A 26922-nucleotide genomic window follows, 5' to 3' on the forward strand; every position below is an offset into this window, starting at 1 on the left:
GGGGCGGGCGGGCCCGCTCCCGCCCGCCCCGCCCCGCCGTGTGGTGTCGGGGTCCGGCGCAGGCCCTCAGCCCATCGCTTCGGAGCCCCACCCGGCCTGCACCATGGTCTGGAACCGCCATTCGCCGTCGGCCTTCACCAGGACGTCCACGTAGTGCATCTCGGTGGTGGCGCCGTCGACCTCGGCCGCGGACCGGGTGAACACCACGACGACCGCGCCGCTCAGGAAGAACGGCGTCCGGGTCGACGTGAACCGCACCTTCCCCGCTATGGGCCCCATGACCTCGGCCATCGAACGGACGTAGGCCGCGCGGTCGGACTGCGCGGCCGACCCGTTCCCGGCGCCGTCGTCGGTGACCGTGTTCATCGGGAACACGGCCATGTCGGCCAGCGCCTCGACGTCCGCCCGCTCGGCCAGCGCGTCGTATCGGGCGAACCAGTCCGTCAGGCTCCGCTCGTCCTCGGGGGTCGCGGTGTATCCCGTCAGCTCGGCGGCCCGTGCCGCCGTCTCCATCGTCATCGCCATGGTCGTCCGCCTCCTCGCCACGCGCCGCCCGGCGCGCTCTTCGTACAACGTAACGTACAACGTACGAAATGTCGAGCGGTATTCCCGGGAGTCGGGATGGCAGGCAACTAATTGACGCGACATATATGTCGTGTAATCTAATCGCATGGACTCCGACATCGCCCCCACCCTCGTCCTCGTCCCGTGCTTCTCCGGCGCGGCCTGGGACACCGCCCCGTTGACCCCCCTCGCCCACCGCCCGATGCGCGCCCCGCGCCTGCCCGACGGCCTCACCGACGTCGAGGGCTACGCCGACGCGATCGCCGATACCGTGGCCGACCTCGACTCCTACGTCCTGGTGGGCGACTCCTTCGGTGCGGTGGTCGCCCTCGCCCTGGCCGTCCGCCGCCCCGACGGGCTGCGCGGCCTCGTCCTCTCGGGCGGGTTCGCCGCCGACCCGCTGCCCTCGCCGCTGCACCGGGCCGCCATGCGGCTGATGGGCCGCGCCCGCGGCCCCCTCTACCGCTCACTGGTGCTCCGCGCGCACGCCGCCCGGCTCGCGTCGCCCTACGACACCGACGGCGAGGTGCCGTGGAGCACCGCCCGCAGCCGGCGGCTGTTCCTCGACAACACGCCCGCCACCTCCTTCGGCGCCCGGGTCACCGCGGCGCTCTCCGCCGACTACACCGCGCACCTCGGCCGCGTCGATGTCCCCACCCTGGTCCTGACCCCCGCCCACGACGTCCTCATCGGCGCCGGGGCCGCCCGGGTCCTGCTCGACGGCATCCCCGACGCGCGCGAGACCGTGCTCCCCCGCACGGGGCACATGTTCCGGTTCACCCACCCGTCCGCCTACGCTCGTGCGGTGGACGAATTCACCGCTCAGCACGTCGACCGGAGGCGGGTGGCCGATGCGCGCGGCTGAGGAACTGCGCTACCTCATCCTCGCGGCGCAGCGCGAGGGCAACCGCATGCTCGCGCGGGACCTGCGCCGCCTCGGGCTCACGCCCTCGCAGGCCGAGGTGCTGCGGCTCCTCCGCGACCGCCCCGGCCTGACCCTCAACGGCCTCGGGGAACTGCTGGTGTGCGAGAGCGGCGGCAGCCCCAGCCGCCTCGTCGACCGCCTGGTCGTCGCGGGCCTGGTCCGGCGCGACGTCCCCGCGCACGACCGCCGCCACATCGAGCTGTCGCTGACCGACGAGGGCCGGTCGCGCGCCGACGCGGTCGCCGCCGTCGAGGAGGACGTCCACCGCCGGATCGACGCCGCCGCGGCGGGGCACGACCTCGCCCCGGTCACGGGGTTCCTCCGGTCGTTCGTGTCGGGCCTGCCCGCCGGCCGCGCCGTGGACCGCCGCGCCGGCCGCACCCCCGACTGACCGCCCGCGCGGCCGAAGCCGCGCGCGAGCGGCCTCGGGTCGGCCGGCCCACACGACGACGCCTCCACCCCGGTTCTCGGGGCGGCGATGCCCGCCGTCTCCGGCAACCGGCTCGACCGCGCCCGCGCGACCCCGTCAGCGTCCCGCCCCAGCAACCGGGGCGAGCCTGCCGGCCAACCCGACAGGCAGGTCCGACAGGGCACGCCAAGCGAAGCCGGTGACCTCTTCGAGCTGAAGCCGCACGTCGGCGCTGTCGACCAGGTGGGCATATCGGAAATCGAAGTGATAGTGCTCTGGTTCACCCTTCTCCGGATTGGCGGGGATACGGTGAATGTCGATGTCGACGGGAATGACACCGAGGGCGGGGGGAGAAGTCACCTGCTGCCAGGGGATACCCGTCTCTTCTTCGAGTTCGCGCAGGCTCGCGCCGAGCAGGCTCGTATCCTCGGGTTCGATGTGCCCGCCGGGGAGCAGCCACGTGCCGAGGGCTTTGTGCCGGATCATCAGCACGCGGCCGTGGGGGTCGACGACCGCCGCGCCTGCGGTGGCGTGCCCGATGCGAAATTCCTTCCGTGAGGTGATGTCGTGCTTCTCGTCGAGCGCGTGCAGGAGGAGCGCCATACCGACGGCCTCGCCGGGGTGGCGGTCGAGGTACGTGGAAAGCGCGTAGCGGATCTCGGATTCGGCGATCGTCATGCTGCCCCATTGAAGTAGTCGAGCCATGTCGCCGCGACCCGTTCTCGGACTTCGGGCGGCAACTCGTAGTGCGCACACTCGTGGGGCGCGTGCATGAGCCGCGCCGCCGCGGCGATGATCTCCGCCTGCACGAGGAAGATGAAGGCACCCACGCTCGCACCGTGCAGGAAGTTCACGGCGTTGCCGTCGTTGAGCACATAGAAGAAGTGGCCGGTGTGGGCGTATCGGGTGATCGCCTCGCCGACACTCTCCCGGGCGTAGAGAGGGTCGAGCGCGTCGAGTTCGAGTTCGTCGTCGGAGGAGGTCACCGAGGCGATGTACGCGCCGTTGGCCACCCGCGCGAAGTCGTCGGCCCGGAGTGCGAGGTTTCCGGTGGCGCACACCACGATCCCCGATCCGGCGAGTGCTCGTCCCAGGGTCGCCGAGGTCGCGAAGCCTTGCGCGAGCGCCTGGGTGCGCTTCACGGGGTCGATGTCGTAGACCGTGACCTGAACGCCGCGCCCGTGCAGCATCCGCGCCACGGATGAACCGAGCTTGCCGAAGCCCAACACGGCGGCTGCGCGCCCGTACAGAATGTCGCCGCGAGCCCGGATCAGGGCCTCGGTCGAGAACACCACGGACTGGCCGACAAGGTAGTCCTCGGGGGCCTTCAAGGGCGAACGAGCGACCGAATAGACCGGACACGGCGGCTTGCCATACATGAGATACCGTCGATGGCCGTTTTCGGTGTCCTCGACGACGCCGACGATCTCGCCCGAGAATCGGTCGCACAGCTGAGGCAGAGCTGGTGCGAAGTATCCGCCGACATCGAGAAGTACGATCCGTTCTCCGGCCGCGCGCGATTCGAGGTAGGAAAGTGCTTCATCGGCGGTAGCGAGCGAGCGCCGATCAAGCTTGTCGACCTGCCAAAGGGATGACGATTCGGTCAGGGCGTCAGGATCGATACTTTTGGGCTTCGGCAGTACGGCACGCAGGTGTGAGATGGACGCGATCGCGCGAAGGAAGAGGGGCCTGTCGGCCAGCAGGTGGGTGATGACGACGGTCGAGATCCGGGTGTCGCGAGCCTTGTGGTCGACGACACGGGAGAAGTAGCTGGAGATGCGATTGCGCTCGAAGTCTTCGAGCATGGCGGCTCCTGTTGTGAACGGGACTGGAGGTCCCTCCGAGAATCGCCTTCGGCCGCGGGCAGGGAGCGGGGAGACGAGCACGAGCGCGACGAGCGTTCGCAGGGAGGCCGTGTTCCCCGTTATTCGGATGCGAGGGCGGTGTTGAGATGTGCCCTGCGATGAAAGTCGGGCCCGCTCATGTCAGCGCTCCATTGCAGCTTTGGCTGTGCCCGAGAGTATCCCCACCGGAACACTCGGGCCTGGCATCCCCAATTTATGGCGATCGAAATGGCAAAGGGGGTAGCTCTGCTACCCCCTCGTCTAAGGGTACCTTCTGTACCCCCTGTTGCGGCTACGTGAACTCGACACCGATATTTCGCGCGAGATTTTGCACGTCGTCGCGGATGATCCCGTTCCGGGAATCTCCGAGAAGGTTGATAATGGAAGATCGTGCAAATCGATTGAAACGTACTGTTTCAGGAGATTCCTTGTGTGCCTTTACGAGGAGATGCACGACCGCGATGTCTTCACCCTGAAGCTTGTGCGCACGCGCGGACTCGATCATGTGGAAGCTTCGACGAGTGGCCGACGGCATGGACGCGAGGTTGATGCTGCTCGCCGCGCGGACGGCTGAAGCTCCCTTCAACAGGTCAACGTTCATCGTGATCGCGTAAGCGTCCACCATCCCTCGTCCGAAGATGAGGTAGGGGTGCGCGTACTTGTCTCCAAGGCGCTGTGCAGCTCTGTCAGCGCGATCCCAATAACGCCACGCATCACCGGATCGACCGATCTTGGCGTAGGAGAGCGCGGCAGCCAGTTGCAGTAGCCCCCAGCGGGCCAGGCTCTCCGGTCCCTCGTCGGGTCGTACGAGTTCGGCCGCACTCATCGCCAGGTCGACGCGCGCCTCATGGCGTTCGCCGACATCGCGGAACACGTGATTCATGTACCAAGCAGCAACGGCCATCGCATGAGGGTCGTCCGCATCCTGGGCGGCGGCCATCGCCCGGTCCCCCGTCAGAGTCACGAGTTCCTGGGCGGGCTGGAAGCTTAAGTAGAGCTGGGCGAGGTGGTAGACCTGGGCGAGTGAGGCGAGTATCTGACGCCGCTCGTTGCCTTCGACCTGACGCGCCGTCCGTTGAAGGTCGGTCAGCAACCTCGGAATGACCTTTGCGACCTTTGTCCGGTGGTCCGGGTTGTCGTGCCAGAGCTGCCACGCAAGCCGTACACGATCAGCGGCCTGCTGAGGCGTCAACGGCTCCACGTCGGACGTCGTCAAGCGGTATGTCGTCAAGGCCGCGCGAACTTCCGGCAACGCGTTGTGGGCATCCCGTGTGACCGTCGTCGCTGACAGCCGCTCTTCCCCCGTGAGTTCGGCCAAGTCGTTGACCCGAAGGACCTCAGCGAGTCGGAGCAATAGGGGGAGACGGGGAACGCTCAGACGGCCGGTCTCCACCGCCTTGACCCACTCAGCCGAGCGTCCGACCAGACCACCCAGAACCGCGCGAGTTTGTCCGTTGCGTCTGCGGTAGTGCTGCACACGCTTCCCGAAGCCGGACGGAACTGGCGGAGAACCATCGTGGGGCATGGGCCCTGTCCCTTCCTGATCAGGTTGCACCGTCAGGCTAAGGGGAGTGCCATGGCCATGTAAGAGAGCGGTCCGTACCTACACCATGAGATTTCAGTGCAGAAGAGTCCGCGTAGGCTGCTGCCTGGTGCCCCGTGAACCAAGGAAGAAGAGGGCGGCAGGCCGGCATGGCGAGCAACCGTCGTGCGCCACAGGGCGTCGTTTTTATGCGGCGTCCCAAGGCGACGAGGTGCGCACCGGGACGTGGTGCCCGGGGCAGAAGGGAATGCTCCTCTGCCCCGGGCTGCTGAGCCTTCCGAGGTGCCGCCTCGCGGTCGGTGGGTGGGGGCGACGGGGAGGGCGGCGCTCGCCGGTCCTCAGGCGGCGGGAAGGGTCAGGACCCGGCAGCCGTCCTCGGTGATGGCGATGGTGTGCTCGGAGTGGGCGGTGCGCGAACCGTCGGCGGACCGGATGGTCCAGCCGTCGGGGTCGAACACGATGCGGTCCGTGGTGCGGCAGAACCAGGGCTCCAGCGCCAGGGTCAGGCCGGGGCGCAGCCGCAGCCCGTGCCCGGCCTTGCCCTTGTTCGCGACGTGCGGCTCCTCGTGCATGGTCCGGCCCAGCCCGTGCCCGCCGAACTCGGTGTTGACCGGGTATCCGTGGGACCGGGCCACCGCGCCGATCGCGGCGGAGATGTCGCCCAGCCGGTTGCCGGGGCGCGCGGCCGCGATGGCCGCCTCCAGCGCCTCCTCGGTCGCCCGCACCAACCGGACGTCCTCGGGGTCGGCGGTGCCGACGATGACGGTCACCGCGGAGTCGGCCACCCAGCCGTCGACGCTCACGGCGATGTCCATGGTCAGCACGTCACCGTCGCGCAGCACGTAGTCGAACGGGAGGCCGTGCAGGACGGCGTCGTTCACCGACAGGCAGATGACGTTGCGGAACGGGCCCCGGCCGAACGAGGGGGAGTAGTCCCAGTAGCAGGACACGGCCCCCCGCTTGCGGATCATCTCGCGCGCGTGCCGCTCCAGGTCGAGCAGGTTGACCCCGACGGCGGCGATTCCGCGCAACTCGGTCAGAATCTCCGCCACGAACGCCCCGGCGACGGCCATCCGTTCGACCTCCGCGGCCGACTTCACCTCGATCACAGGTTCCCCTCCAGGTCCGGTATATAAATACCACCCTACCGCCACCGGTATACCAATACCAACCGGGTTGGCGCCGACCGTACCGCGGCCCCTGCGGGTGAGGGCGGCCGTCCGCTTCCGCACCCGAGGACAGGGCGGACAGCGCGCCGACCTCGCCGGTGCGGGTGAGGGCACCCCTCCTTCGGTCGGTGCAGCGGGTCGCCCGCGCCGACCTCGCCCGTGCGGGTGAGGGCGTCGGCTAGGGCCGTACGTCCGGGCCGCTCGTACGGGGGCGCCGCCCCGGGCGCGCGCGGGCGCCCGCCCGTGAGGCGGAGGCGGACGGCCGGCTCCGCTCGCGCGCGTCGCCCCCGGTCCGGATTCGACGCGACGCCTGTAGGGCCTCCCCTGGTGTCGCATCAGCGCGAACCGAGCCGAAGGAGGGCGCCCGTCCTGACCTGCCCTCGTGCCGTCCGCTCCCGCACGCTCGGCCAGGGCGGACAGCACGTCGGCCTCGCCCGTGCGGGGGAGGGCGTCGGGTCTTCCTCTCGCCTACGAAGTCTGTTCGCCGGCCCCCCAGCACGACGACGAGGGCGTCCGTTCGGTCCCGCCTCGTGCCATCCGTGTGTGGGGACGCCCGCAGAGCCGTATGTCCGCGCCGCCCGAGCGGGAAGGAAGTCGACCCGGGCGCGCCCGGCGCGCAGCCGGACCGCCTCGGCGCGCTCCGACGACCCGGCCGAGCGCCGATGCCCGCCGGTGGGGGAGAGGCGGTCGGCCGATTCCGCTCGCGCGCGTCACCCCCGGTCCCGCCTCCGCGCGATGCTGGAATGACCTTCTCCGGCAACGTTCCAGCGCGAACCGAGCGGCACGGGGCGCCCGTCCGCTGCCGTCCACGCGCCGTCTGCCGGTAGGGGTGGGCGCTGGTCCTGCTCTCGTGTGGTCCGTGCGGACGGCGCCCGTCCGGTGCCGTCCGCGCGGCACCCGTTGGGAAGGGGCGTGCGCCGGTCCCGTCCTGGTGGCGTTCGTGCGCGGAATGGGCGTCCGTCCGGCGTCGCCGCATGCGCGCCGCGCCCACGGGGAGAGCCGTCCGGCCCCCGACAGGCGCCGCCCTCGCCCCGGGGTTCGCCGAGGTCGGCGCACCGCCCGGTTTCCCTTACCTCGCAAGGGGTAGCGGCCGTGGTCCACATCCGGATCGAAGGGGCGATCGCCATGCGCCTCGGCAACCGCGCCGCCGCAGGGCCGGCCGCGGCCGGGCCCGGCCGGTTCCGCCGCAGCGCCGCCGACCCGCCGCGTGCCACCGCTCTGCTGTCCGGCCTGCCCCGCGCCGCACCCCCGCCGGTCCCCGTGCCGCGCCCGGCCGCGCCGGCGGCCCCGCGCCTGCACGCCCGGGTCACGGGACCGCCCGACGCGCCGTACGAGGTCGTGTGCGTGCCCGGCCTCGGCTGCTCGCACCGCTACTTCGCCCCGTTCGCCCGCGCGCTCGCCCCCGAGGTGCGGGTGACCGCCGTCGACCTCCCCGGCTTCGGGCGCAGCCCCGGACCGGCGGCGGCCCTGGACATCCGCGGGCTGGCCGCCGCGCTCGCCGACTGGCTGCGCGCCACCGGCCGTACGGGCCTGCCCCTGGTCGCCAACTCGATGGGCTGCCAGGTCGTCGTGGACCTCGCCGTGCACGCCCCCGACGTCGCCGGACCGCTCGTGCTGAACAGCCCCACGGTCGACCCCGCCGCCCGGTCGGCCGTCCGCCAACTCGCCCGGATGGCGCGCGACACCATCCGCGAACCGCCCGCCCTCGTCCCGGTCGTCGCCCGCGACTACCTCCGGTGCGGACCGGGCCGCCTGGCCGCCACCCTCCGCCACGCCCTGGCCGACCCGATCGAGCGCAAGCTGCCGAACGTCGCGGTCCCCGCCGTGGTGGTGCGCGGCGCCCGCGACCCGGTCGTCCCGCACGCCTGGGCCGCCGAGGCCGCCCGCCTCCTCCCGCGCGGCCACCTCGTGGAGATCCCCGGCGCCGCCCACGCCGTCAACTTCTCCACCCCCGCCCCCCTGGCCCACATCACCCGCACCCTCCTCCCCGCCACCGCCCGGCCGTGCCCCGCGCCGGCCTTCGGGCCCGCGTGACCCGGACGCCCGCGCGCGGCGCCCTCCAGCCGCCCGGCGGCCGCACCCGGCCATCGCCCGCGCGGACCGGCACCAGGTTCCTACGCTGCGGATATGGACGATGACGGGACCGGGACGGCCGCTTTCGCGGGCCCGGCGTGGCGCGACGCCTTCCGCGCGGTCGACCGCGCCGGCTTCGTGCCGACCCGGGCGTGGGCCACCCCCATGGACGGCGGCCCCGGCCGCTGGATCGACCGCGACGCCGACCCGGACGCCTGGCGGGCGGCCGTGCGCGGCGACGCCACGATCCTCACCCAGGTCGACGACGGCGCCACCCCGCTGACCGAGGAGAGCGCCGCCGCGAGCGTGCTGCCCTCGTCGTCCGCCACCGCGCCCAGCCTCGTGGCGGCCTTCCTCGACCTGCTGGACCCCGCGCCCGGCGACCGCGTCCTGGAGATCGGCACGGGGACCGGCTGGACGGCGGCCCTGCTGTCCCACCGCCTCGGCGGCGACCGCGTCACCACCGTGGAGGTGGACCCCCAGGTCGCCCGCACCGCCGAGGCCAACCTGCGGCGCACCGGCCACCAGCCCGCCCTGGTCGTCGGCGACGGGGGGTACGGGCACCCGGCCGGCGCCCCCTACGACCGCGTCCACGCCACCTGCGGCGTCACCGAGGTGCCGTGGGCGTGGGTGGAGCAGACGCGGCAGGGCGGGGTGATCGTCGCCCCGTGGATGCCGCGCGTGCAGGGAGGCGGCCACCGGGTCCGCCTGACCGCCACGGGCGACGGCGCCGTCGGGCGCCTGCACGGGGACGGCTCCTTCATGCTCCTGCGCGCCCACCGCCACGTCGTCCGCCCGCTGCGCGGAGAGCCCCGGGAATCCACCACCCGACTCGATCCGCGGCGCCTCACCGGGTCGGGACGCGGCTGCGCCGTCGCCTTGGCGGGTCTGCTGCCCGACGTCCACGTCAACGCGGGCGACGCGCCCGACGGCACCCACCGGCTCGCTCTGCGCGACACCGCCGGGGAGTCGCACGCCCTGGTGGTCCGCCACGCCGACGGGGGCGACGCCGCGGTGTCCGAACGAGGCCCGCGCGACCTGTGGTCGGAGGCGCGGGACGCGTACTTCACCTGGGTCGGCTGGGGCGAGCCGGGCCGGGAGCGGTTCGGCCTCACCGTCGACCGCGAGGGCCACCACGTCTGGCTGGACCGGCCGGACCACCGGATCGGAGGGATCTCATGGGCAAGCACGGCGGTGTCGACCGCTCGATGTGCGGAGGAACGGGGACCGTGACCGTGAACCACGACGGCCGCCAGGAGACGCGGCCGTGTTCGGGGTGCCGCGGGACCGGAAAGGTCTGACGCGGCCGGGAGGTCAGGCGGGCGGGGGCCATTCCGGGGCGAGGACGGACCACACCTCGATGTCCTGGCGGGTGCCCCGGTAGGGGTGGCTCGCGCGGAGGACGCCGTCGCGGCGCATGCCGAGCCGCTGGGCGACGCGGATGCTCGCCGTGTTCTCGCTGGAGGCGTGCCACTCCACGCGGTGCATGCCGCGCTCCCGGAACGCCCAGTCGATGATCGTGCGCGCCGCGCGGGTGACCAGGCCGCGGCCCGCCGCCGACGGCTCCAGCCAGCAGCCGGCCTCGCAGGTGCCGTGGACGGCGTCGAACACCCGGAACAGGACCCCGCCGACGAGGGTGCCGTCGAGCCAGATGCCGTACAGGCGGCCCGCGTCGGCGGCGGCCTTGTCGGCGTAGGACTGGAGCCAGGCCCGCGCGGAGTCGAGGTCGGACGTGACGTCGGCGAGGCCGATGTGGCGGCCGACGAACTCGCGGCCGCGATCCATGTGGGCGAGGAACTCCTCGGCCTGCCAGGGCTCCAGCGGGCGCAGCTCGGCGCCGTCGCCCAGGGGGATCGCGAACATCTCCACCTCCACCGTGGCCGTGCGGGACACCGCATCGTCCCACGCCACCCGGTGGCGCCTGGGGCGGGGGTCGTCCTATGTCGGTACGAGTGGGGCGAGTGGGGCGCCGGCGCGGCCCGGAGGGGCGGCGGCCTCTGCGGCGACCAGCGGGGCGGGGCGAACTGCCCCCGCCCGCCTCCGTTGCCGGAGCCGGTGGGTGACGTGGTCGGCGTGATCGGGGCGGTTCCGGCGCGGGTCGGCCGGGTGGTGGGTGGGGTCAGCGGGCCGGTGGGTCGGGGGCGTCCGGGGCGGGTGGCGGGCGGCGGCGGGTGGTGGCGAGGAGGAGTGGGAGCAGGGCGGTGGCCAGGCAGGCCATGGCCAGCGGGAACGCGTCGGTGCCGAACACCTGCATGACCCGGCCGGCGTTGCCCGCCAGCAGCACCGACCCGGCTGCGCTCGCCACCGATGTGAGCGCGACCGCGAGATAGCCCGCTGCGGACCGGTCGCCGAAGGCACGCAGCACGGCCGGGAAGACCGGCCCCAGCGCCACGCCCACGACCGCCACCAGCCAGTACGCCCCCGGTGCGGCCGCCAGCCCGAACGACACGGCCGCGACCGCGCCCGCCCCCAGCACCCCGGCGTGCGGCAGCGCGCGGCCGACCCGGGAGAGCGCCAGCACCCCGATGCGCCCGGCCGTCATGGCCGCCCAGAACACGGCGAGTACGCCCCACCGGTCGGCCGGGTCGAGCCCCAGGGGCGCGGAGGCCGTGAGCCAGGCGTAGAGCCAGTTGATCCACCCGTTCTCGATCCCGGCGTAGAGGACGACCGCCAGGTAGAGGGGGAGGAGCGCCACCGCGCCCCGTGCCGGGGGGCGGGCGGATGCGCGGGCGGACTCGGAAGCGGGCCCGGGGGCGGAGGCCGCCACGGGCGTGGGGCCGGTCGCGGGGGTGGCGGTCTCCGGGGCGGGCGCCCGTGGGGTGGGTGTGGTGGCGGGGCCGTTCCCGGGCGGGTCGGTCGCGGAGGCGGCGGTGTCTGGGTCGGGCGTCCGTGGTGGGGGCGCGGCGGCGGAGCCGTCCTCCGGCGCGCGGTCGACGGTGGGTCCTGCGGTGGGGGGCACCGCGGTGGGTGACCGCCGTGTAAGCGCGGCCGTGGCGGCGGCGGTACCGCCCACGGCGAGGGCCACGACGCCCAGGACGGCCGCCGGAGTGGAGGCCCCTGCGGGGGCGCCCGCCGCCAGCAGGGTCAGGGTGCAGCACGCCCCGGCGCCGAACGAGGTCTGCTGCACCAGCACGGTGGAGCGCCCGCCGCGCAGCGCGTCCGAGGTCAGCACGACCAGGACCGCCGCCGTCGCCGCGCCCAGCAGCAGGTGGCCCGCCGCCAGAACGGGGAAGGCCCCCCGACCGGCGGCGAGCACGGCCGCCGACGCCGCGACCACCGCCAATGCCGGTGCCAGGAGGGCCGAGACGGGACGCCGCCGCCCCAGCACCCCCGGCAGCAGCGATCCGGCCAGAGCGCCCGCGAAGCGGAATTGGAGGAGGGTTCCGGAGACCGCCGGGTCGCCCAGCGCGCGTCCGGCGTCGTGGGCGGCGACGCCGATGACCGCCACGGAGGCGCCGAGCAGGGTGAAGACGACCGCGTCGACGTGGCGGAGTACGCGTGGGGGGTCGGTCCGCCTGGTCGGTGCTCCGCCGTTCGGTCCTGTCCTTCGCGTCATGCGGGTCTGGTGTCCATGCCGGTGAGTGCCGGGGATGTGCCGAGTGGGGTCACGGTCGTTTCGAGCTGGCGGAGCGTCCGCGCGGGGGTGGTCCGCCCGGTAGGTAGGGGGTGGTTCGGTCGTGTGCTTGGTGTCATGCGCGGCTGGTCCATGCAGGTGGTCGCCACGGTCGTGCCGAGTGGGGTGGCCGCTGTTTCGAGGTGGTGGAGTGCGCGCCGGGGGACGACCCGTCTGGTCGGTGGGCCGTGTTTCGGTCGTGGTCTACGCGTCATTTCGGGCCCGCGTTGGCGTCCGTGCCGTGGGTGCTCCGCAGGTACGCACGGCAGCGGCCCGACCGGCGGTCGTCGCGCCGGTCGGCTCGGACGGCCGGACGGGGACGGCCGCCTCGGGCCGGGGGGTGAGCGTCGCCCCGGCCGTCGCGGATCGGTCCGGAACCCCTTCGGAGGGCGCCCTTCGGGCGGCGGGTGCACACCTGGCTTGGGGCGGGTGGGGGTGGGTCATGTCGTGTCGGGGTGGAGGGCCGTGAGGTAGCGGGCGGCCTCGTGGATGAAGTCGGGGGCGGCCTTGGTGTCCCGGGCTCCGCTGCCGAGCGCGGCCGCCAGCGCGTCGGCGACCGCGCCGGGCGCGCGCTCGCCGAACTCGTGCGCGTTCGCCATGCCCGCGTACTGCTCGCGCACCGGGGGGATGCCGTAGTAGACGTGCTGGACGTGCGGTGCGGCCAGCGTGATGGCCTCGGCCGCGGTGAGCATGTAGGACTCGAACTCGCTCGCGAAGACCACGGCGCGCAGCCGGGGCGCGGTCAGCACCGCCGCGGGCAGCTCGTCGGAGAAGGCGAAGACCGGCGTGACCGCCTTGGGCCCCAGCGCGGCGCACCGGTCGCGCAGCGCCGCCGCGTGGTCGGCCGGGGCGACGGCGGACGGCATGAGCAGCACCAGGTGCTCGTCGCGGCCGGGGTCGCGGTCGAGGAGCGCCGCCCAGCCGTCGAGGATGAGGTCGAAGCCCTTGCTGGGGACGCACCGCCCCCACGAGAACACGAGGTCGCGGTCGGGCGGCACCCCGTACCGGTCGAGGACCTCGGGGGCGGGGCCGCGGCGGGCGAACTTGGGGTCGTCGGCCCAGACGCCGTTGAGGAACGGCACCAGGCGGTCGTCCGGAACCCCGTAGGAGTCGCGCAGGAGCCCCTGGGTGAACCGGCTGACGTAGGCGACGGAGTCGTCCGGCGCCGCCCGCATGGCCGCGAACCCCGCGGTCTCCCAGTCGACCCGCTGCCGGGCGAGGGGGTCGCGGCCGGCCATCCCCAGGCTGTGGGCGACGAAGGACACCCGGACGTCGGCCCGGTCGGCCAGGAAGGAGCGCAGGTTGGTCAGCATGACGCCGTGCGCGACGACGGTGGTGCGGGAGTGGGCGTCGGCGATGCCCCGTACGAGCCGGGCGGCCTCGGCGCAGGCGTCCCGCCACGCGGCGGGGTCGGCCAGCCCCCAGGCGGCGCGCAGGGAGGAGCCGTCGGGCACCGGGTAGGTGAGCAGCCGGCCGCCCTCGGCCGCGCAGACCGCCGCGACCTCGGCCGCGAGGTCGGCGCGGTGGTCGGGCGACGCGGCGGCGACCCCGGGCCCGATGGCGTACAGCGCCGGCCGCGCCCCGGCCGGGCCCGGGGCGAGCCGGCGGACTTGGTCGTACGCGCGGAGGAAGCAGGACACGGCGACCCCGATGCCGCATTCGAGGGTGGTCGCCCCGTCGATCGCCAGGACGACCAGGGCCTCGCGGGGTTCAGCCATTGACGGTGCGCTCCCGGTCGGGGACGAAGTGCCGCGCGTGCTGGGACAGGTCGGCGACGTTGACGGTCTTCTGCAGCCAGCGGGTGCGGAGGTCGGCGGGGTCGTCGTAGTGGACGACCTCCTTGCAGTGGATGCTCTCGTTGTTGGCCTCGCCGAGGAACCGGCCGGGCAGGATGCGGAACCGCCTCTTGTTGCGGTGCAGCAGCCGGACGACCGCGTAGAGCGCCTGCTGCGCCTCGGGGGTGAGGCCGATCGTGCGGTTCTCGAAGACGCGGATGTCGTACTCGGACGCGCCCCCGATCACCGGATGGACGTCGGCCGTGCCGAGTTCGGCGTTGGCCCCGGCGACGCTGAGGTCGTCGAACGGGGTGTGGAAGGCGGGCCGCGACAGGATCTCGCGCTGCGCCGGGGTGAGGGCGTCGAGCACGTCGATGTTGCGGGTGAACGACGTGAACACGTAGCTGGTGGCGGCCTGGCGCAGGCCGATGATGTTCACCCAGTCGGGGCGCACGAAGTGGTTGGCGAGGTCCTTGTGGAAGCCGATGTCCTGGAGGGCCTTCTGCGACTGGGTGTCGGCCATGCGGTCCCAGGGGTGGATGTCCTGGAAGACGTCGCCGTCGTTGACGTTGATGTAGCCGATCGGCTCCTGGCCCATGAGCCGGGCGTAGACCAGCAGGAACGCCTCGGAGACGTAGGTGTGCTTGCGGGCCCGCTTGTCGGCCACGGGGTCGCTGTAGTCGAGCAGGGGGAGGTGGGGGTCGATCGGGCAGCCGGCGAGGGTGATGACCGGGCGCTCGTGGCGCGGCCACGCGCGGGCCTCGGCGCAGAAGTCGGCGAAGCGGGCGGGCACCGTGCCGTCGTCCAGCGCCCGGCCGACGTCGCGGTCGAACGCCGGATAGTCGACGTAGGGGTTGGCCGTGATCTCCCGCAACCGGGACACCAGGTGATCGTTTTCGGTGGGCGTGAACGAGAAATCGATGTCGGTGTGTTCCCGGAGTTCGACCGGCATGGTGCTTGCCTCTCGATAGGGCCAAGCGCTGCGGAGGAATACATCGGCGATTCGACCGATTCCGGAGTGTAGTCAGCGTCATGATGCGCCCGCAAGGCCCTTTTCGGGCCCTGGGGATTTCCGCCGAGCGGGGGTGTGCTCCGAATGCGGATATCCCTTTCGATCGATTTCGCGTTTTTGCGATGATCCGCCACAAATGGCGGCGCGCATTCCGTCCGCCCCGACGCACCCGGGCCGGCGGCGGTTCCCCGCGCCCGTGTCCGCTCCCGGCCGCCCGACCGGCCCGGACGCGGGGCCGGGGGCGGAACGCGGCCTCCGCGCGGACCGTCTGATGATGGCTCCGGAAGGGTCCGACCGCGCACGGCGCCCCGACCGACCGGCCGCCCGGGAGCAGGCAGCGATCACATCGAGGAGAGCAGCATGGCAGCACACCGAGTCACCGTCGTCGTCCACCGCGAGGGCGACCAGTACGTGGCGCAGTGCCTGGAGGTCGAGGTGTCGAGTTTCGGGGACACCCGCGAAGAGGCGGAGGCGATGATCACCGAGGCCCTGGAGCTGTACCTGGAGGGCGAGCCCGCGCCGAAGCCGCTGGAGGACCCCGCCCTCACCGTCATCGAGGTGAGTACGGATGGGTAAGACCGGGAAGGAGGTCGCCGCGGAACTCCTGGCCAAGGGGTACTCCTTCCAGAACCAGAAGGGCAGCCACGCCAAGTACAAGGGCCCCGAGGGCCAGGTCGTGATCGTGCCCATGAACAACAAGGAGATCCCGAAGGGCACCATGGGCAGCATCCGGCGCCAGATGGCGGCCAAGCCGCAGACCCCGAAGAAGGAGAGCGGCATCCTCGGCGCCGTCCGCAACACCGGGAGCGGGAAGAAGGCGGCCGAGTCGGCCCGAAAGGACGACAAGAAGCCCAAGAAGAAGGGCAGATGACCCCCGGGCGGACCCGCCCCTGAGGGAGGCGCCCCCGGCCGCGCACCGCGCGGCCGGGGTTCCGCTCTACAGCACCACCGACAGCAGCGCGAGCAGCACCAGGCAGCCCAGGGCGACCCACACGGCGACGCGCAGCGCGCGGTCGTAGGGCGCGGTGGCCGCGATTGCGGCCCGGCGCCGGCTCAGCGTGTCGGCCGCCTCCTGGTCGACCTCCTCGATCCGGCGGTCCCGCTCGGCGTCGAGTTCGGCCAGCCGGGCCCGCAGCCCGGCGAGCAGCCGGGCGCCCTCCTCGGGGTCGGCGACGGCGGAGCGGTCGCCGTCGGCCGGCTCCTTCTCCCGCACCTCGGCGCCGTAGGCCCGTTCCTCGCACTCGCGGATGAGCTCCATCCGGCGGCGCAGCACGTCCTGCCGGACGGCGGCCCGGCGCGCCTCGGCCGTGTTGTCGGCGTCGAACGCCAAGAGCACGTCGGGGATCTCCTCCGCCCGGTTCAGTGAGGAGCGGAGGACGTGCAGCAGCACGGCGAAGGAGTAGACGAACAGGACGGAGAACAGCACCTCGGGACCTGTCACCGCGCCCCCTCCCATGCCCCCGCGCAGGGGCGGACGGACTTACGCACTTGGTCCCTTCCCCTTCCCGCCGTTCTGCGCGGCGCGCCGGGCGAGCGCCTTATCGGCCTGATGCCGCGCCCGCTGGTACAGGCTGGAGTCCTTGAACTCCTTGGGGCCTTCCTTCTTGCGCCGTCCGAGCACGGCGCGGATGCCGTGCGGCACCGACACCCCCAGCGCCTCGTCGAACGCGGCGGGGTCGAGGATGGGCGGGTCCTGGTCGGGGGGCATCCCGTAGTGCAGCTCGTCGGCCCGCCCATTGAGGTCGACCGGTTCGACCAGGTTGAACCGTTCGAGGAAGGACCGCCGCGGACTGACCGCCAGCGTGTCGTTGTACTCCTTGATGATGCGGGTGACGGTGTCCTTCTGCTCGGCGTTGAGGTGGGAGTCGTCGACCAGCTTCAGCTTCTTGGTGCGCTTCCCGGCATAGGCGATGCGGGGGTTGTCGCCCTCCATGTAGGGCGACAGGTCGTTGAGGAACGAGGAGCGGTAGCGCTCCATGGTCGTCGCCGACTGCCGGATGAGCGCCGCGGCCATGGCGTACTGGGCCCGGCTCGCGTCATCCTTGGTGAGTGAGTTCTCGTTGACGTAGCGCTGGTGGCCCTCGCCGGTCGTCAGCGCCTTGTCAATGGCGACGTAGTCCTGCTCGCCCTTGTTGCGCAGTTCCTTCTGCGACGACACCAGCTCCATCGCCGCCGCCCGGTTGTCCGCGCTCACCTTGCGGATCACCAGGGCGTAGATGACGGCGAACGCCGCGAGGACGATCCCGCCTACCACGGGCGCCACCCCTTCTCCAAGCGGTGCCCGCCGGTCGGCGGGCACGCGGGCGCGCGGTCGCGCCCGATCCGGTCACGCGCCATCGGCCCGACCCTCCGTCCCGATCACCGCGACCACGCTGCGCTCGGCGTGGGCGGACTGCTGGTCGGTCGCGCGGACCTGCCGGGCGACGTCGGCCAGCGCGACGAGCGCCCGGCCCTCGGCGGCGTCCTCCACGGCCTCGGCGAGCAGGTCCACCCGGCTCTCCGCGGTGGCCTCCTGCCGGGCCAGCGGAAGGCCCAAAGCCTCCAGGTCGCGGCGCGCCGCGGCCAGGGCTTCGAGTTCGTCGGCGGTCGGCGCGGCCGTCCCGGCGCCACTGCGGCGCCGACGCAGTACGCGGTCGGCGACGAGCAGCAGGGTGGTGAGCGCGGCGACGGCGAGCATCTGCCATTGAAGTGCGTCCATGCCCTCCCTTTCTTATGGCGGTGGCCGACGGCCTACCGGGTGCCCTTCGCCTTGGGGGAGGACGCCGCGCCCTGCTGCGGCAGGGGCCGCCGGCTCACCTCGGGCAGGATGAGCTTCGGCGTCTTCTCCGCCTCCTTGTCGCGCTTCTCGTTGGCCTCCTTGAAGATGGAGGCGATGCTTCTCGCGGAGGCGGACACGCCGTAGGAGTTCCGCTCGACGTTCTGCGCGTGCCGGGCGACCTGCTCGGCGGCCTTGGCGCGGTCGGCGCGGGCGTCGACGCGCTCCTTGGCGAGCTCCGCCCGCTGCCGCTGGTGCTCAGCCCACTGTTCCATCGCGAGCCGCTGCTTGGTGAGGGGGCCGCCCGCCGTCAATGCCTTGTTCCGCAGCGCCTCGAACTTCTTGCGCGCCGTGCTGCGGCCCGCGATCGAGTTGATCGCCAGCAGGACGGCGGTGTTGCCGTAGATGAGCAGCCGGAGCCCGTCGCCGTTGGAGAGCGCGTTGCCCACCGTCGTCATCACCCCGACCAGGGTCTCGAACACGCCGGACCGCCTTCCTCCCCGTTCCCCGCCGCACCGGCGGCCTGTCGGCCCGCCGGACCCCGTCCCCTCACGTCCGTGTCGCGGCGGCACCCGGCCGTCCGCTCCGGCGCTTACGATCTCCCAGCCGGACGTTGCGAATCAAGGCCCGGGAGCCGGAAATTCGGGAGAAATGTCCGTAAATTCCCCTCGGTTCGCGCAGTGAAAACCGAAACCGCCCCCCGGCGGTCGCGCCGGGGGGCGGGGCGGCCACGGCCCGTCATGCGACGGGCCCGCGCCGGATCAGATGCTCTTGTAGTGCTTGGCCTTCCGCTTGGCGTCCTCCATGCCCCTGCGCCCCCGGTAGGTGCCGGAGGTCAGGTTCCCGGACGGGCCTTCGCGCCGCTGCCGCTCGCGTTCGGCCTTGAACACCTGCTGAGGGGTGAGCCAGGTCTCGACCTCCCGCCGCTCCGCCTCGCGCTGGGCCTTGCTCTTGCCGAACAGCCCGCCGGCCTTCGTCGGCTTCACGCCCTCGCGCTTGCGGAACTCGTCCAACTGCTCGGCGGAGAAGCGGACCTTCTCCCCCACCACCAGTCGGAGCGGCGGCTTCTTCGGGTCCTCCCCGAGCGGGTGGTAGCGCTTCCACTGGTTCTTGAACGACTTGATGAATTCCTTCTCGATCTCGTCGCGGAAGTCCTTGAAGATGTCGTCCAGGCTCTTGTACGACCCCTTGACCTTGTTGCCGCTGACGGCCTTGGCCTTGACCTTCCTACCGATGGAGACCGCGTTCCCCTCGACTTCCTTCTTGGCGCGGTTCACCACTTCCATGATCGGCCGTGGCAGGTGGATGTCTCCCATGGAGTCTCTTTCCGCTGGTCGCTTGCGAGTGGTCCGGCGCCGAGCGGCAGGCCGGTATCCGGCCTGCTGCCGCGCCTTCTCCTCCCGCGACCGCGGTCACCGCCTCGGGGCACGGCGGTTCGGGCGCTAGCGCCCGGACCGCGGTCGCAGGGAGGAGAACTGGTTGATGTTCACGCGCGACGGGACGTTCCGTACGCGCGTGTTGCGCTCGGAGTCGGAGTTGAAGGCGGAGGCGCGGGTGATGACCTTGTTATAGGTCTCGACCGCCTTCTCGACCTTCTTCCACTCCTTTTCGCCGCGGGACCTGTTGGCCTCGTTCACGGCGTTCAACAGTTCCTGCTTCTTCTCCTTCAATGCCTTTTCCAGAATCACGGGGTTGTCGGTATGCAGGTATTCGGAGGGTCTCACCTTGGTCCGTTCCTCAGGGGCCCGGCCGGGCCGGGCGCACGTCCGCCGTCCCGCGTACGGGGCGGGCCGCGCGCCCGGCGCGGGGGCGCGCCGGCTACCACTCGTCCTCGAACCACCCCTCGGGGGCCGGGTCGGCCGGAAGGGGGCGGGGGTCCTGGTGGCGGCGCGACGTGCACTCGCGGAACGGGCCGGTGTCGCCCATCAGCACGGTCATCTGGTAGTCGAGGTGGTCGCGGTACCAGACCGCCATGCCCGTACCGGGCTCCCAGCGCAGCACCTCCCAGGCGTGCCACAGCGCGTGGAAGCGGGACACCGCCTCGGGGTGGCGCCACCACTCGCGGCACCACCGGAACTGCCCGCCCTCGGGACGGGAGTACATCGGGATGAAGCGGTAGGTGACGAACTCCTCGACGTTCTTGAAGACCGGCTTGCGGTCGGCGCCGTCGTCGGCCGCGCCGCCGTCGTCCTCCTCCAGTTCGGGGTCGTACTCCCCGTCCGTCGCGGAGTCCGGGTAGAGGTCGGCCAGCCGCACCTCGTCCTCCTCCTCCGTGACGGGGCCGTGCTCCTCGGAGGTCGTGCTCATGGTCTCGTCCTTTCCTCGGTCGGTGCCGTCACCGGGAGGCGCGTCGGTCGGGGGTCTTCGTGTGCCGCTTGTCGGCGGCCGCGGAGCGCGGGTACCGGCTCAGCTTGTCGGTCTGCTCCGCGGGGGAGAACGCGCTGTTGAGCGGGTCGTCGGCGCCCTGCACGGCCGCCGGGGTCAGCTCGCGACCCAACTGGACCAGGCCCACCAGCGCCTCCGCGGTGTCCGCCGCGCGCCGCGGCGCCGGCGCCCTCCGCGGCGCCTCCGGCCGCTCCTCCGCCGGAGTGATCCGGGTGTCCGGGGCGAACGGGTGGCCGGAGGCCCGCCGCGAGACCTCGGTGTACGCCTGGGCGGGGGTGCGCCCCGCCTCGGTGAGCCGGACGTACTCCGCACCGGCCTGCGGGTTGGCCTCGGCCAGCCGCCGGGTGAAGTTCTCCAGGGCCGCCGCCGCCGGGTCCGCCAGCGGGGTGGGGGTGCCGTTCTCCGCCCCCGTGTGCAGGGTCCAGGCGCCCACCAGGTCGCGGAGGCGGGGGGCGTCCATGCGGCGCAGTTCGTCGGGGTCGGCGGTCAGGCGCTCCCACTGCTCCGGGAGCTTCAGGGGGCGGCCGTCGGCCGCCACCGGGGCGTCGGCCCCGGCGTGCACCCCGGCGTTCTCGGCCGCGCTGATCCGGTCCAGCCCCGGCGAGTGGATGTCGTAGTTCCCGGTCCGCATACCCTCGCGGACCAGCCACTCGGAGTACCCCGCGTACCGCTGGGGGTCCCATTTGGCCACCAGCGCCTCGATCCGCCGCCGGGTGTCGGCCGCCTCGGGCTCCACCGAGGCGATGGCGCTGAGCCAGGCTCCGTGCAGCCGGTCCAGGTCCTCGGGGCTCGGCGGGGTCCGCGAATCCCACCCGGCGAACCCCTGCCACCCTTCCGGCACGTCGGCGGCCGCCACGGGGTCGCCGGGCCCGGCGAGCGCGGGGTTGGCGCGGGCGTGCCGCCACCCGTCCTCGAACGACCCGTTGAACCCGAGGTCGGTGTTCCACGCCACCGAGACGCGCTCGATCAGCTCCTCCTGCCGCTTGGTGAAGCGCAGCGCGGAGTCGACCTGCCGGGGCGTCACCGACTCCAGGACCCGGTCGATCGCCGCGTCCCCGGACGGCCCGGCGACGTGCGCCTTGACGTCCGCGGGGATGCCGGGGTTGTTCTCGATCGCCTTGCGGATCGTGCCGGTCAGCTCCCGGTCGCCGGACCCGTTCCGCGCCACGCGCGCGATCTCGACGTTGACGGGGTTGGCCACCTGCGGGTTGGAGACGTGCGTGACCTGGTTGTTGTCCTGCCCGTTGCGCGCCTTGCGGTTGCGGTACGCCCGTGCGAGCAGGGCCCCGGCGACGAGGACCGCCATGCCGATGCCCTTGCCGGCGAGCCGGCCTCCGCGCCGGTTGTGCCGGGCGTTGGCCCGCAGGAACGCCATCAGCGCCTCCATGATGGCCTCGCCCATGACCCCGGGGGTCTGCTGCACCTGGTCGGCGACGCCCAGGCTGCCGCGCCGGTCGGTGGCGTCCGGCCCCGACGACCTGACGGCTTCGGCGACGGCCGGCCCCACGCGGTCGGCGATGCTCGGCCGCTCGGGCGGCCGTCGTTCTTCGCTCATGTCCCTCTCGTCTCTCTCGGCCCGGCACCCCCACCGGGCACGGCGGAAGCCGTCGGATTCCTCGGGTTCAGGGGTTGTCCGTGCGCGCGTACCTGCGCTGCGCGTTCTCGGTGACCGACTTCTCGGCCTCGGTGATGGCCGTGCCGATCCGCTCCGCGTCCCGGCCCGTGTACCAGGGGCACATCTTCAGCAGCGTCGCCTGGGCGGCGGTGGCGAACAGCAGGGCCTCGCCCTTGCCGATCCGCCGGATGTCGGCGCCCTCCATGATCTCCTGGCGGCGCAGCTGCACCGAGTGGTTGCCCTTGCCGTCGCCGTAGCTGAACGACGTGGTCGACACGTCGTGCTGGCCGATCAGCTTGGCCAGCGCCTCGACGATCTTGTGGTCGTCCAGGCCGGCGCCGAAGAGCTTCACGGTGGCCGCCGACCACATGGCCTCCATGCCGTTCTCCGTCCAGACGCGCACCCCCTGGCGGTAGCTCTGCAGGATGGTCACCGGCACGATGCCGCGCGAACCGAGGTGGGAGTACAGGTCGGGCAGGTCGGCGATCTTGCAGATGTTGGCGGCCTCGTCCAGCACCGCCACCAGCGGCGGGTCCAGCCGCCCGCCCATGCCCTCCGACGCCTCCTCGCCCGCGATGAAGATCGCGTCGGTCATGGCCGCGATCAGCGGGGCGGCGGCCGACCGCGACTTGCTGAGCAGGTGCAGCGTCTGCTTGGAGCGGACGAACTCGCGCGGGTCGAACTCGTCCATCTCCCCGTCCTCGGGCGGGTTGACCCAGAGCATGATCTCCGGGTCGTCCAGGCAGCGGGCGGCCGTGCGGGCCGTGGTGTAGATGCCGTCGCGGGTCTCGCTGACGATGTTCTGCGTCTCGCGCAGCGCCTCGGCGTAGGCGATGAAGCCGTGGTCGAACAGGATCTCGATCGGGCGCGGCTGCTTGGCGTCGTGCAGCCATTCCGCCACCCGCTCCATGGGCTCGTCGCCCAGCGCGGCGGCGAGCATGAGCTGGGAGATGAGGGCCTTGGCGGCCGGCCCCCACATGTCCTTCTTGGAGTCCTCGTCGTCGATGGTGAGCACGAAGTGGCTGGCCAGCCGGTAGGCGTCCTCGACGGTCTTGACGTTGCGCAGCGGGTTCCACCAGAACTGCTGCCCCTGGTGGGTGATGCTCTGCGGGTCGAACAGCCACACCCGCTCGCCGGTGCGCTCCTCGCGCAGCTTCGCGGTCGCCGCCCACACGTCGCCCTTGTTGCTGGTCGCCAGCGCGGGGCCGGGCGCGTCCACCACATAGGGGATGGCCAGCGCCGTGGTCTTGCCGGCGCGGGGCGCCATGTAGGCGAGGACGGTGTCCTCCCACGAGGCGAAGAGGCGCTTGCCGGTGCGGCCGTGCGGCAGCTTCATGTCGCCGAGGGTCAGCCCCACGTCCCGGTTGTCCAGGGACGCGCCCTGCGACCCGCGCAGGCTGTGCTTGCGCAGCCGGACCGCCTTTTCGGCCGCCTCGGGCCGGGCGAGTTCGGCGACGTCGGAGTTGCCCACGTTGAGCGCGGTGACGGGGTCGCCCTCGCTGCCGAGCCGGGCGCGCACCAGCAGGAAGCCCCGGTAGCCCAGGTAGCCCAGCCCGCCGCCCATGACCGCGGTGAACAGCACGACGAGCAGCGTCGGCGTGCCCGGCCACGCCTGCCCGGTGTCGCCGGTGACCAGCCACAGCACCCACCGGGCGCCGAACGACCCGACCTCGCCCGGGGTGACCAGGGCGGCCAGCCACGCGGCCACCCACACCACCCCGAACAGGGCCACCACGCCCCACAGGGCGAGGACCACGAGCAGCGGGGGCGTGCCCGCCGCCATGGCCCCGCCGCGGGGCTGGAACTTGTTGCTCTGCAGCGCCATCGCCCTCACGCCCTCCGGATAGCCTGGTCGGTGTCGTACAGGTCGAACTCGTCGCCCGTCAGGGTCATCTGCACCGGGATGCCGAGCCGCTCGGCGCCCGTCTTGATCAGGTAGCGCCCGCGCCCGGGGTGCAGGGTGCCCGGCTGCCAGGAGTCGGGCGATGACCAGGACGACACCAGCCCCTGCTCCGGCCCCGTCAGCGGGGTGATCTGGTTGACGCTGGCCAGCTCGCGCGGCGGCAGCCCGGCCAGGATGGTGATGGCGGACCGGTCGACGAACCCGCGCGCCTTGGCCCGGTCCTCCTCGCTGGCCAGCGCCTCCAGGTCGCTCAGCGAGTGGGTGACCATGACCGACGCCATGCCCTTGCTGCGGTTCAGCCGCGTCAGCGAGTCGGCGTACTCCACCAGGCCGGGGGCGCCGCGCAGGGCCCGCCACAGCTCGTCCATCACCCCGATGTAGGAGCGCGGCCGCATGACGCCGTGCTCGGCCAGCAGCGCCGCCGCGTCGACCATGCCGAACCCGTAGCTCCAGGTGCACAGCATCGCCGCGGTCAGCAGCTTGTCGCCGGCCGCCCCCACCCGGGAGATGTCGACGCTGACCCCGGGCGCCTCCAGGTCGATGGGGTTGGTGGTGGGGCCGTCGAACACCCCGGCCAGCGACCCCGTGCACAGCAGCCGCAGGGTGAACACCAGGTGGTCGACGCGCTCGTCGTAGCGGTCGGCGGACCCGGCGCGCGCCACCGAGCGCAGCCCGTCCGGGCCCTCCTCGATGACCCGCAGCACGTCCGGCACGGTGGGCTGGCGGGTGTCGCCGAGCCGCTCGTCGAGCAGGTCGATCGCCGCGCCGAGCACGACCTCCTCGGCGTTGGTGATGCGGTCCTCGCGGATCAGCGTGCACAGCGCCATGAGCAGGGAGAGCCGGCGCGAGCGCACCTCCCACCGGTGCTGCTCGCGCTCGGTCGCGTTCAGGTGCGCCAGCGACGCCCCCAGCGGCCCCGAGTCGAGCGGGTTGATGCGGTCCAGCCCGCGGCCGATCCGCACGACCTGGCCGCCCAGGTACTTGATGAGGTTGGTGTAGTCGGGCTTGGTGTCGCCGAGGATGATCGCCTGCGTGCCGAACGCCACCGACCCGGTGACCAGCCGCTTCACCAGCGTCGACTTGCCGGTGCCGGGCTGGCCGAGCACGAAGCAGCCCGGGTTGGTGACCAGGCCCGCGCGCAGCCACGCCATCGGGTCCAGGCACACCACCTCGCCCGACAGCAGGTCGCGGCCGATCGGCGTGCCCACCGACGGGGGCTTGCTGCTGGTGACGAACGGGAACAGCCCGCACGCCTGCGCGGTGGTCGCCTGGTACTCGGGCACCTGGGGGATGTTGACGGAGGTCCCGCCGTCGCGGTGCGCCCACCCCATCACCGGGGCCAGCGCCTCCTTGACGTCGGCGCCGAACGGGTCGGCCTGGCCGCCCTTGCCGTTGCCCTTGCCGCCGCCCTTGCCGCGCGGGGCCTCGGCGCCCCGGGCGGCGGTGCGCTGCGCCCGGCGCTCCCGCCGGGCGAGCTCCTTGCGCTCCTTGCGCTCGGCGCGCGCCGAGCGGCGCCGCGGCGCGCCGGGGGCCGTCTCGTCGTTCCTGGTGGCAACCATGCGGGGCTCCTGGTCAGTTCCGCTGGGAGAGGAAGGGCGGGCACACCCCGAGGGGGAGGGTGGTGGCGAACGCGACGTCCTGGCTGCCCCAGGCGCGCCGCAGCCGGATGCGCGACGTCTCCGCCGACGACTCGGTGTGCGACACCGCGCGGTCGAGCTCCTCGGGGTTCTCGACCGTCACCGACGCGTAGAGGCTCATCTGGAGCAGGCCGGCGCCCATGGTCTCCTCCTGGGCGGCCTGGCGCGCGTAGGCGAGGTCCTGGTTGTCCCGGGCGCTGATCCGGTGCCGCAGCCGGGCGGACATCTCGCTCTTGTACTGCGCCGCGGTGTTCTGGCTCTCCAGCGCGCGCGCCGCCGACGACGCCGGCCACGGCCGGAACATCAGCGTCGTCCGCTTCGTCCACCGGGTGGGGGCGAGGAGCTGCGACAGCACCGTGCTCGTCACGTGGGTCCGCGGGGCCTGCTGCCAGATCCAGGCGACGCTCATCCCGCTGTCGTGCAGGTAGCGGTCGTGCAGCGCCTCGGCGCCGACCGGGGTGGCCTCCGACCAGTTGGACGTCTCGATGCCGTCGGCCGCGGCCGAGGTCATCTGCGACATCACCCCGCGCGACCCCGGGTCGTAGGCGCTGCGCACGGTCGCGACGAGCTGCTCGGGGGTGGCCCGCCCGATGACGCTCACCCCGCAGCCGCCCAGCCCGCTCTCGATCTGGTTGAGGAAGTTGTTGACCTCCGCCGCCGCCTCCAGCCGGCCCTTGGGCGCCGTGGGGAACCGGCGGGGGTCGAAGGTGATGGCGATGCGGGTCTCGATCTGCGCGCTGACCGCGGGCGCCAGCGACACCAGCTCGCCCATGATCCGCCGGGCCGCCAGCGGCGATGACGGGTCGATCGCCGCCTCCACCTGGTCGCGCAGCGTCGACCCGGGGTCGGGGCTGGACTCCACGGTGACCGTCACCCACGGCACCCACGGCATGTAGCCGAACCCGGCGAGCCAGTTGTGCCAGTTGGCCACCCAGGTGTCCACGTCGCCGTCCTCGGCCAGCCACACCGAGTTGGAGGAGACCAGGATGGTCGCCGTCATGTGGCCCAGCCGCCGGTTCCAGGCGATGCCGAACCGCCCGCCGCGCCCGTCCTCCGCCGACAGCAGGGTCACCGGCGCCAGGACGCCGGGGAGTTGGAACGCTCGCGGGTGCTCCACCAGGACGCCCGCGCGGTACCGGGTGCGGCCGCGCACCGTCGCCCACCACCAGCGCACGCGCGTCAGCACGAAGCTGAGCAGCGACCCGCCCTGGACGGGGATCAGCGCGAGCGCGAACACCACCACGAGGGGCGGGACCATGTAGCTCGCGTACCGCTGGTCGATGAACGCGACCAGCATCAGCACGATCAGGCAGCCCAGGAGGACGAGGGTCGAGGTGAAGCCGAGTCCGAGCAGGCCGATGCTGCGCTTGCGGCGCCACCCGCCGTAGGTCCGCTGTGTCATGTCACGTCCTCAAGGTCTAGATCGCGCCGTCGGGGAGGTGGTCCGGGTCGGAGCCCGCCGCGCCGTCGGCCGTGGGTGCGGGGGCCGGGCCGCTGGGCGGCGCCCCGGACGCGGCGGTGGCGGCACCCGAGGGCGTCGGCACGGCCGGGTTCCCGCCGCCCGCGGCGGGCGCCGGGGCGCTCGTTCCGGGCTGCGCCGCCCCCGAGGGGGTGGGCGGGGTCCCGCCCGAGGTCGGCGCGGAGCCGTGGACCGCGGGCGTGCCGGTGGTGCCGCCGGAGGGCGGCCCGCTCGCGGCGGG

General features: G+C 72.9%; 27 protein-coding genes. 7 read left to right on the forward strand and 20 right to left on the reverse strand.

Translation table 11 applies throughout. The features are described from left to right. Positions 1 to 66: 66 nt before the first annotated feature. Entirely contained in the window at positions 67 to 525 is a 459-nt protein-coding gene (locus NT8_RS14710) for a nuclear transport factor 2 family protein (protein WP_245646186.1), read from the reverse strand. A gap of 145 nt (positions 526 to 670) precedes the next feature. Here NT8_RS14710 and NT8_RS14715 point away from each other — a divergent pair, with 145 nt between their 5' ends. After that, on the forward strand, positions 671 to 1429 hold the full coding sequence (locus tag NT8_RS14715) for an alpha/beta fold hydrolase (protein WP_067969337.1): 759 nt from the start codon (positions 671 to 673) through the stop codon (positions 1427 to 1429). Beyond that, a complete protein-coding gene (locus tag NT8_RS14720) occupies positions 1416 to 1880 on the forward strand; it encodes a MarR family winged helix-turn-helix transcriptional regulator (RefSeq protein ID WP_067969339.1) in 465 nt (154 codons plus the stop codon). Before NT8_RS14715 ends, NT8_RS14720 begins: the two co-directional genes overlap by 14 nt. A 135-nt stretch (positions 1881 to 2015) precedes the next feature. On the opposite strand, the gene NT8_RS14725 is transcribed toward NT8_RS14720, so the two are convergent. The 4 genes from NT8_RS14725 to map form a co-directional block, all read right to left on the reverse strand. Beyond that, positions 2016 to 2576 carry an NUDIX hydrolase gene (locus tag NT8_RS14725; RefSeq protein ID WP_067969342.1) on the reverse strand — a complete coding sequence of 187 codons (561 nt, stop codon included), beginning with the start codon at positions 2574 to 2576 and terminating at the stop codon, positions 2016 to 2018. Beyond that, entirely contained in the window at positions 2573 to 3703 is a 1131-nt protein-coding gene (locus NT8_RS14730; protein WP_067969344.1) for an NAD(P)-dependent oxidoreductase, read from the reverse strand. The genes NT8_RS14725 and NT8_RS14730 overlap by 4 nt, the downstream gene beginning before the upstream one ends. Before the next feature lie 331 nt (positions 3704 to 4034). After that, a complete protein-coding gene (locus tag NT8_RS14735; RefSeq protein ID WP_067969346.1) occupies positions 4035 to 5267 on the reverse strand; it encodes a helix-turn-helix domain-containing protein in 1233 nt (410 codons plus the stop codon). A gap of 356 nt (positions 5268 to 5623) precedes the next feature. Continuing rightward, positions 5624 to 6394, reverse strand: a complete 771-nt coding sequence (map, locus tag NT8_RS14740) for a type I methionyl aminopeptidase (RefSeq protein WP_067969349.1) — start codon at positions 6392 to 6394, stop codon at positions 5624 to 5626. 1152 nt (positions 6395 to 7546) lie between these two features. Here map and NT8_RS14745 point away from each other — a divergent pair. Together NT8_RS14745 and NT8_RS14750 are read left to right on the forward strand one after the other, a co-directional pair. Beyond that, positions 7547 to 8488: an alpha/beta fold hydrolase gene (locus NT8_RS14745; protein ID WP_217999187.1), complete on the forward strand. Its 942-nt coding sequence runs from the start codon at positions 7547 to 7549 to the stop codon at positions 8486 to 8488. A 93-nt stretch (positions 8489 to 8581) separates the two neighbouring features. Further along, positions 8582 to 9760: a methyltransferase domain-containing protein gene (locus NT8_RS14750; RefSeq protein WP_067969352.1), complete on the forward strand. Its 1179-nt coding sequence runs from the start codon at positions 8582 to 8584 to the stop codon at positions 9758 to 9760. An 81-nt stretch (positions 9761 to 9841) separates the two neighbouring features. On the opposite strand, the gene NT8_RS14755 is transcribed toward NT8_RS14750, so the two are convergent. From NT8_RS14755 to NT8_RS14770, 4 genes are all read right to left on the reverse strand, one after another. Continuing rightward, on the reverse strand, positions 9842 to 10390 hold the full coding sequence (locus tag NT8_RS14755; protein WP_067969396.1) for a GNAT family N-acetyltransferase: 549 nt from the start codon (positions 10388 to 10390) through the stop codon (positions 9842 to 9844). A gap of 256 nt (positions 10391 to 10646) precedes the next feature. Next, a complete protein-coding gene (locus NT8_RS14760) occupies positions 10647 to 12083 on the reverse strand; it encodes a hypothetical protein (protein ID WP_157515820.1) in 1437 nt (478 codons plus the stop codon). A 497-nt stretch (positions 12084 to 12580) separates the two neighbouring features. Continuing rightward, positions 12581 to 13858, reverse strand: coding sequence for a glycosyltransferase family protein (locus tag NT8_RS14765; protein ID WP_067969358.1), 1278 nt, complete (start codon positions 13856 to 13858; stop codon positions 12581 to 12583). Then, entirely contained in the window at positions 13851 to 14798 is a 948-nt protein-coding gene (locus NT8_RS14770; RefSeq protein WP_217999189.1) for a hypothetical protein, read from the reverse strand. The genes NT8_RS14765 and NT8_RS14770 overlap by 8 nt, the downstream gene beginning before the upstream one ends. Positions 14799 to 15287: 489 nt before the next feature. Here NT8_RS14770 and NT8_RS14775 point away from each other — a divergent pair, with 489 nt between their 5' ends. Both NT8_RS14775 and NT8_RS14780 read left to right on the forward strand, forming a co-directional pair. Beyond that, complete coding sequence (locus tag NT8_RS14775) at positions 15288 to 15503, forward strand: type II toxin-antitoxin system HicB family antitoxin (protein ID WP_067969363.1); 216 nt, start codon at positions 15288 to 15290, stop codon at positions 15501 to 15503. Beyond that, positions 15496 to 15798 (forward strand): type II toxin-antitoxin system HicA family toxin, encoded by a 303-nt coding sequence (locus NT8_RS14780; RefSeq protein WP_067969366.1) that lies wholly within the window; start codon positions 15496 to 15498, stop codon positions 15796 to 15798. The genes NT8_RS14775 and NT8_RS14780 overlap by 8 nt, the downstream gene beginning before the upstream one ends. A 66-nt stretch (positions 15799 to 15864) precedes the next feature. Here NT8_RS14780 and NT8_RS14785 read toward each other — a convergent pair whose 3' ends face one another. The 11 genes from NT8_RS14785 to NT8_RS14835 all read right to left on the reverse strand — a co-directional run bounded on the left by NT8_RS14785 (position 15865) and on the right by NT8_RS14835 (position 26624). Continuing rightward, complete coding sequence (locus tag NT8_RS14785; RefSeq protein WP_157515822.1) at positions 15865 to 16368, reverse strand: hypothetical protein; 504 nt, start codon at positions 16366 to 16368, stop codon at positions 15865 to 15867. Between the two features lie 39 nt (positions 16369 to 16407). Continuing rightward, on the reverse strand, positions 16408 to 17190 hold the full coding sequence (locus NT8_RS14790; protein ID WP_067969372.1) for a hypothetical protein: 783 nt from the start codon (positions 17188 to 17190) through the stop codon (positions 16408 to 16410). Positions 17191 to 17253: 63 nt separating this feature from the next. After that, a complete protein-coding gene (locus NT8_RS14795) occupies positions 17254 to 17625 on the reverse strand; it encodes a hypothetical protein (RefSeq protein ID WP_157515824.1) in 372 nt (123 codons plus the stop codon). A gap of 32 nt (positions 17626 to 17657) precedes the next feature. After that, positions 17658 to 18164 carry a hypothetical protein gene (locus NT8_RS14800; RefSeq protein WP_067969376.1) on the reverse strand — a complete coding sequence of 169 codons (507 nt, stop codon included), beginning with the start codon at positions 18162 to 18164 and terminating at the stop codon, positions 17658 to 17660. Between the two features lie 279 nt (positions 18165 to 18443). Beyond that, positions 18444 to 18959 carry a hypothetical protein gene (locus tag NT8_RS14805; RefSeq protein ID WP_067969379.1) on the reverse strand — a complete coding sequence of 172 codons (516 nt, stop codon included), beginning with the start codon at positions 18957 to 18959 and terminating at the stop codon, positions 18444 to 18446. A gap of 165 nt (positions 18960 to 19124) precedes the next feature. After that, positions 19125 to 19328 carry a hypothetical protein gene (locus tag NT8_RS14810; RefSeq protein ID WP_157515827.1) on the reverse strand — a complete coding sequence of 68 codons (204 nt, stop codon included), beginning with the start codon at positions 19326 to 19328 and terminating at the stop codon, positions 19125 to 19127. A 172-nt stretch (positions 19329 to 19500) separates the two neighbouring features. Beyond that, a complete protein-coding gene (locus NT8_RS14815; RefSeq protein ID WP_084468947.1) occupies positions 19501 to 19989 on the reverse strand; it encodes a DUF4913 domain-containing protein in 489 nt (162 codons plus the stop codon). A gap of 28 nt (positions 19990 to 20017) precedes the next feature. Further along, positions 20018 to 21622, reverse strand: a complete 1605-nt coding sequence (locus NT8_RS14820) for a hypothetical protein (RefSeq protein ID WP_067969384.1) — start codon at positions 21620 to 21622, stop codon at positions 20018 to 20020. Between the two features lie 67 nt (positions 21623 to 21689). Then, entirely contained in the window at positions 21690 to 23507 is a 1818-nt protein-coding gene (locus NT8_RS14825; RefSeq protein ID WP_067969386.1) for a type IV secretory system conjugative DNA transfer family protein, read from the reverse strand. Between the two features lie 5 nt (positions 23508 to 23512). Next, positions 23513 to 25144: a hypothetical protein gene (locus tag NT8_RS14830; RefSeq protein WP_245646187.1), complete on the reverse strand. Its 1632-nt coding sequence runs from the start codon at positions 25142 to 25144 to the stop codon at positions 23513 to 23515. 13 nt (positions 25145 to 25157) lie between these two features. Beyond that, positions 25158 to 26624, reverse strand: a complete 1467-nt coding sequence (locus NT8_RS14835; RefSeq protein WP_067969388.1) for an SCO6880 family protein — start codon at positions 26622 to 26624, stop codon at positions 25158 to 25160. Positions 26625 to 26740: 116 nt separating this feature from the next. Here NT8_RS14835 and NT8_RS14840 point away from each other — a divergent pair. Then, positions 26741 to 26922 (forward strand): hypothetical protein (locus tag NT8_RS14840; protein ID WP_217999190.1); only part of this gene is annotated, 182 nt, incomplete at its 3' end.

It is taken from the genome of Nocardiopsis trehalosi NBRC 14201 (assembly GCF_001552555.1).
GTDB lineage: Bacteria > Actinomycetota > Actinomycetes > Streptosporangiales > Streptosporangiaceae > Nocardiopsis_B > Nocardiopsis_B trehalosi.

What these genes read in the sequence shown, in the direction of transcription:
- NT8_RS14795 (WP_157515824.1), bottom strand. Translation starts at nt 17,625, where the DNA reads ATGGACGCACTTCAATGGCAGATGCTCGCCGTCGCCGCGCTCACCACC.
- NT8_RS14815 (WP_084468947.1), bottom strand. Translation starts at nt 19,989, where the DNA reads ATGAGCACGACCTCCGAGGAGCACGGCCCCGTCACGGAGGAGGAGGAC.
- NT8_RS14760 (WP_157515820.1), bottom strand. Translation starts at nt 12,083, where the DNA reads ATGACGCGAAGGACAGGACCGAACGGCGGAGCACCGACCAGGCGGACC.
- NT8_RS14755 (WP_067969396.1), bottom strand. Translation starts at nt 10,390, where the DNA reads ATGTTCGCGATCCCCCTGGGCGACGGCGCCGAGCTGCGCCCGCTGGAG.
- NT8_RS14820 (WP_067969384.1), bottom strand. Translation starts at nt 21,622, where the DNA reads ATGAGCGAAGAACGACGGCCGCCCGAGCGGCCGAGCATCGCCGACCGC.
- NT8_RS14780 (WP_067969366.1), top strand. Translation starts at nt 15,496, where the DNA reads ATGGGTAAGACCGGGAAGGAGGTCGCCGCGGAACTCCTGGCCAAGGGG.
- NT8_RS14715 (WP_067969337.1), top strand. Translation starts at nt 671, where the DNA reads ATGGACTCCGACATCGCCCCCACCCTCGTCCTCGTCCCGTGCTTCTCC.
- NT8_RS14735 (WP_067969346.1), bottom strand. Translation starts at nt 5,267, where the DNA reads ATGCCCCACGATGGTTCTCCGCCAGTTCCGTCCGGCTTCGGGAAGCGT.
- NT8_RS14825 (WP_067969386.1), bottom strand. Translation starts at nt 23,507, where the DNA reads ATGGCGCTGCAGAGCAACAAGTTCCAGCCCCGCGGCGGGGCCATGGCG.
- NT8_RS14750 (WP_067969352.1), top strand. Translation starts at nt 8,582, where the DNA reads ATGGACGATGACGGGACCGGGACGGCCGCTTTCGCGGGCCCGGCGTGG.
- NT8_RS14720 (WP_067969339.1), top strand. Translation starts at nt 1,416, where the DNA reads ATGCGCGCGGCTGAGGAACTGCGCTACCTCATCCTCGCGGCGCAGCGC.
- NT8_RS14730 (WP_067969344.1), bottom strand. Translation starts at nt 3,703, where the DNA reads ATGCTCGAAGACTTCGAGCGCAATCGCATCTCCAGCTACTTCTCCCGT.
- NT8_RS14830 (WP_245646187.1), bottom strand. Translation starts at nt 25,144, where the DNA reads ATGGTTGCCACCAGGAACGACGAGACGGCCCCCGGCGCGCCGCGGCGC.
- NT8_RS14775 (WP_067969363.1), top strand. Translation starts at nt 15,288, where the DNA reads ATGGCAGCACACCGAGTCACCGTCGTCGTCCACCGCGAGGGCGACCAG.
- NT8_RS14725 (WP_067969342.1), bottom strand. Translation starts at nt 2,576, where the DNA reads ATGACGATCGCCGAATCCGAGATCCGCTACGCGCTTTCCACGTACCTC.
- NT8_RS14710 (WP_245646186.1), bottom strand. Translation starts at nt 525, where the DNA reads ATGGCGATGACGATGGAGACGGCGGCACGGGCCGCCGAGCTGACGGGA.
- NT8_RS14835 (WP_067969388.1), bottom strand. Translation starts at nt 26,624, where the DNA reads ATGACACAGCGGACCTACGGCGGGTGGCGCCGCAAGCGCAGCATCGGC.
- NT8_RS14765 (WP_067969358.1), bottom strand. Translation starts at nt 13,858, where the DNA reads ATGGCTGAACCCCGCGAGGCCCTGGTCGTCCTGGCGATCGACGGGGCG.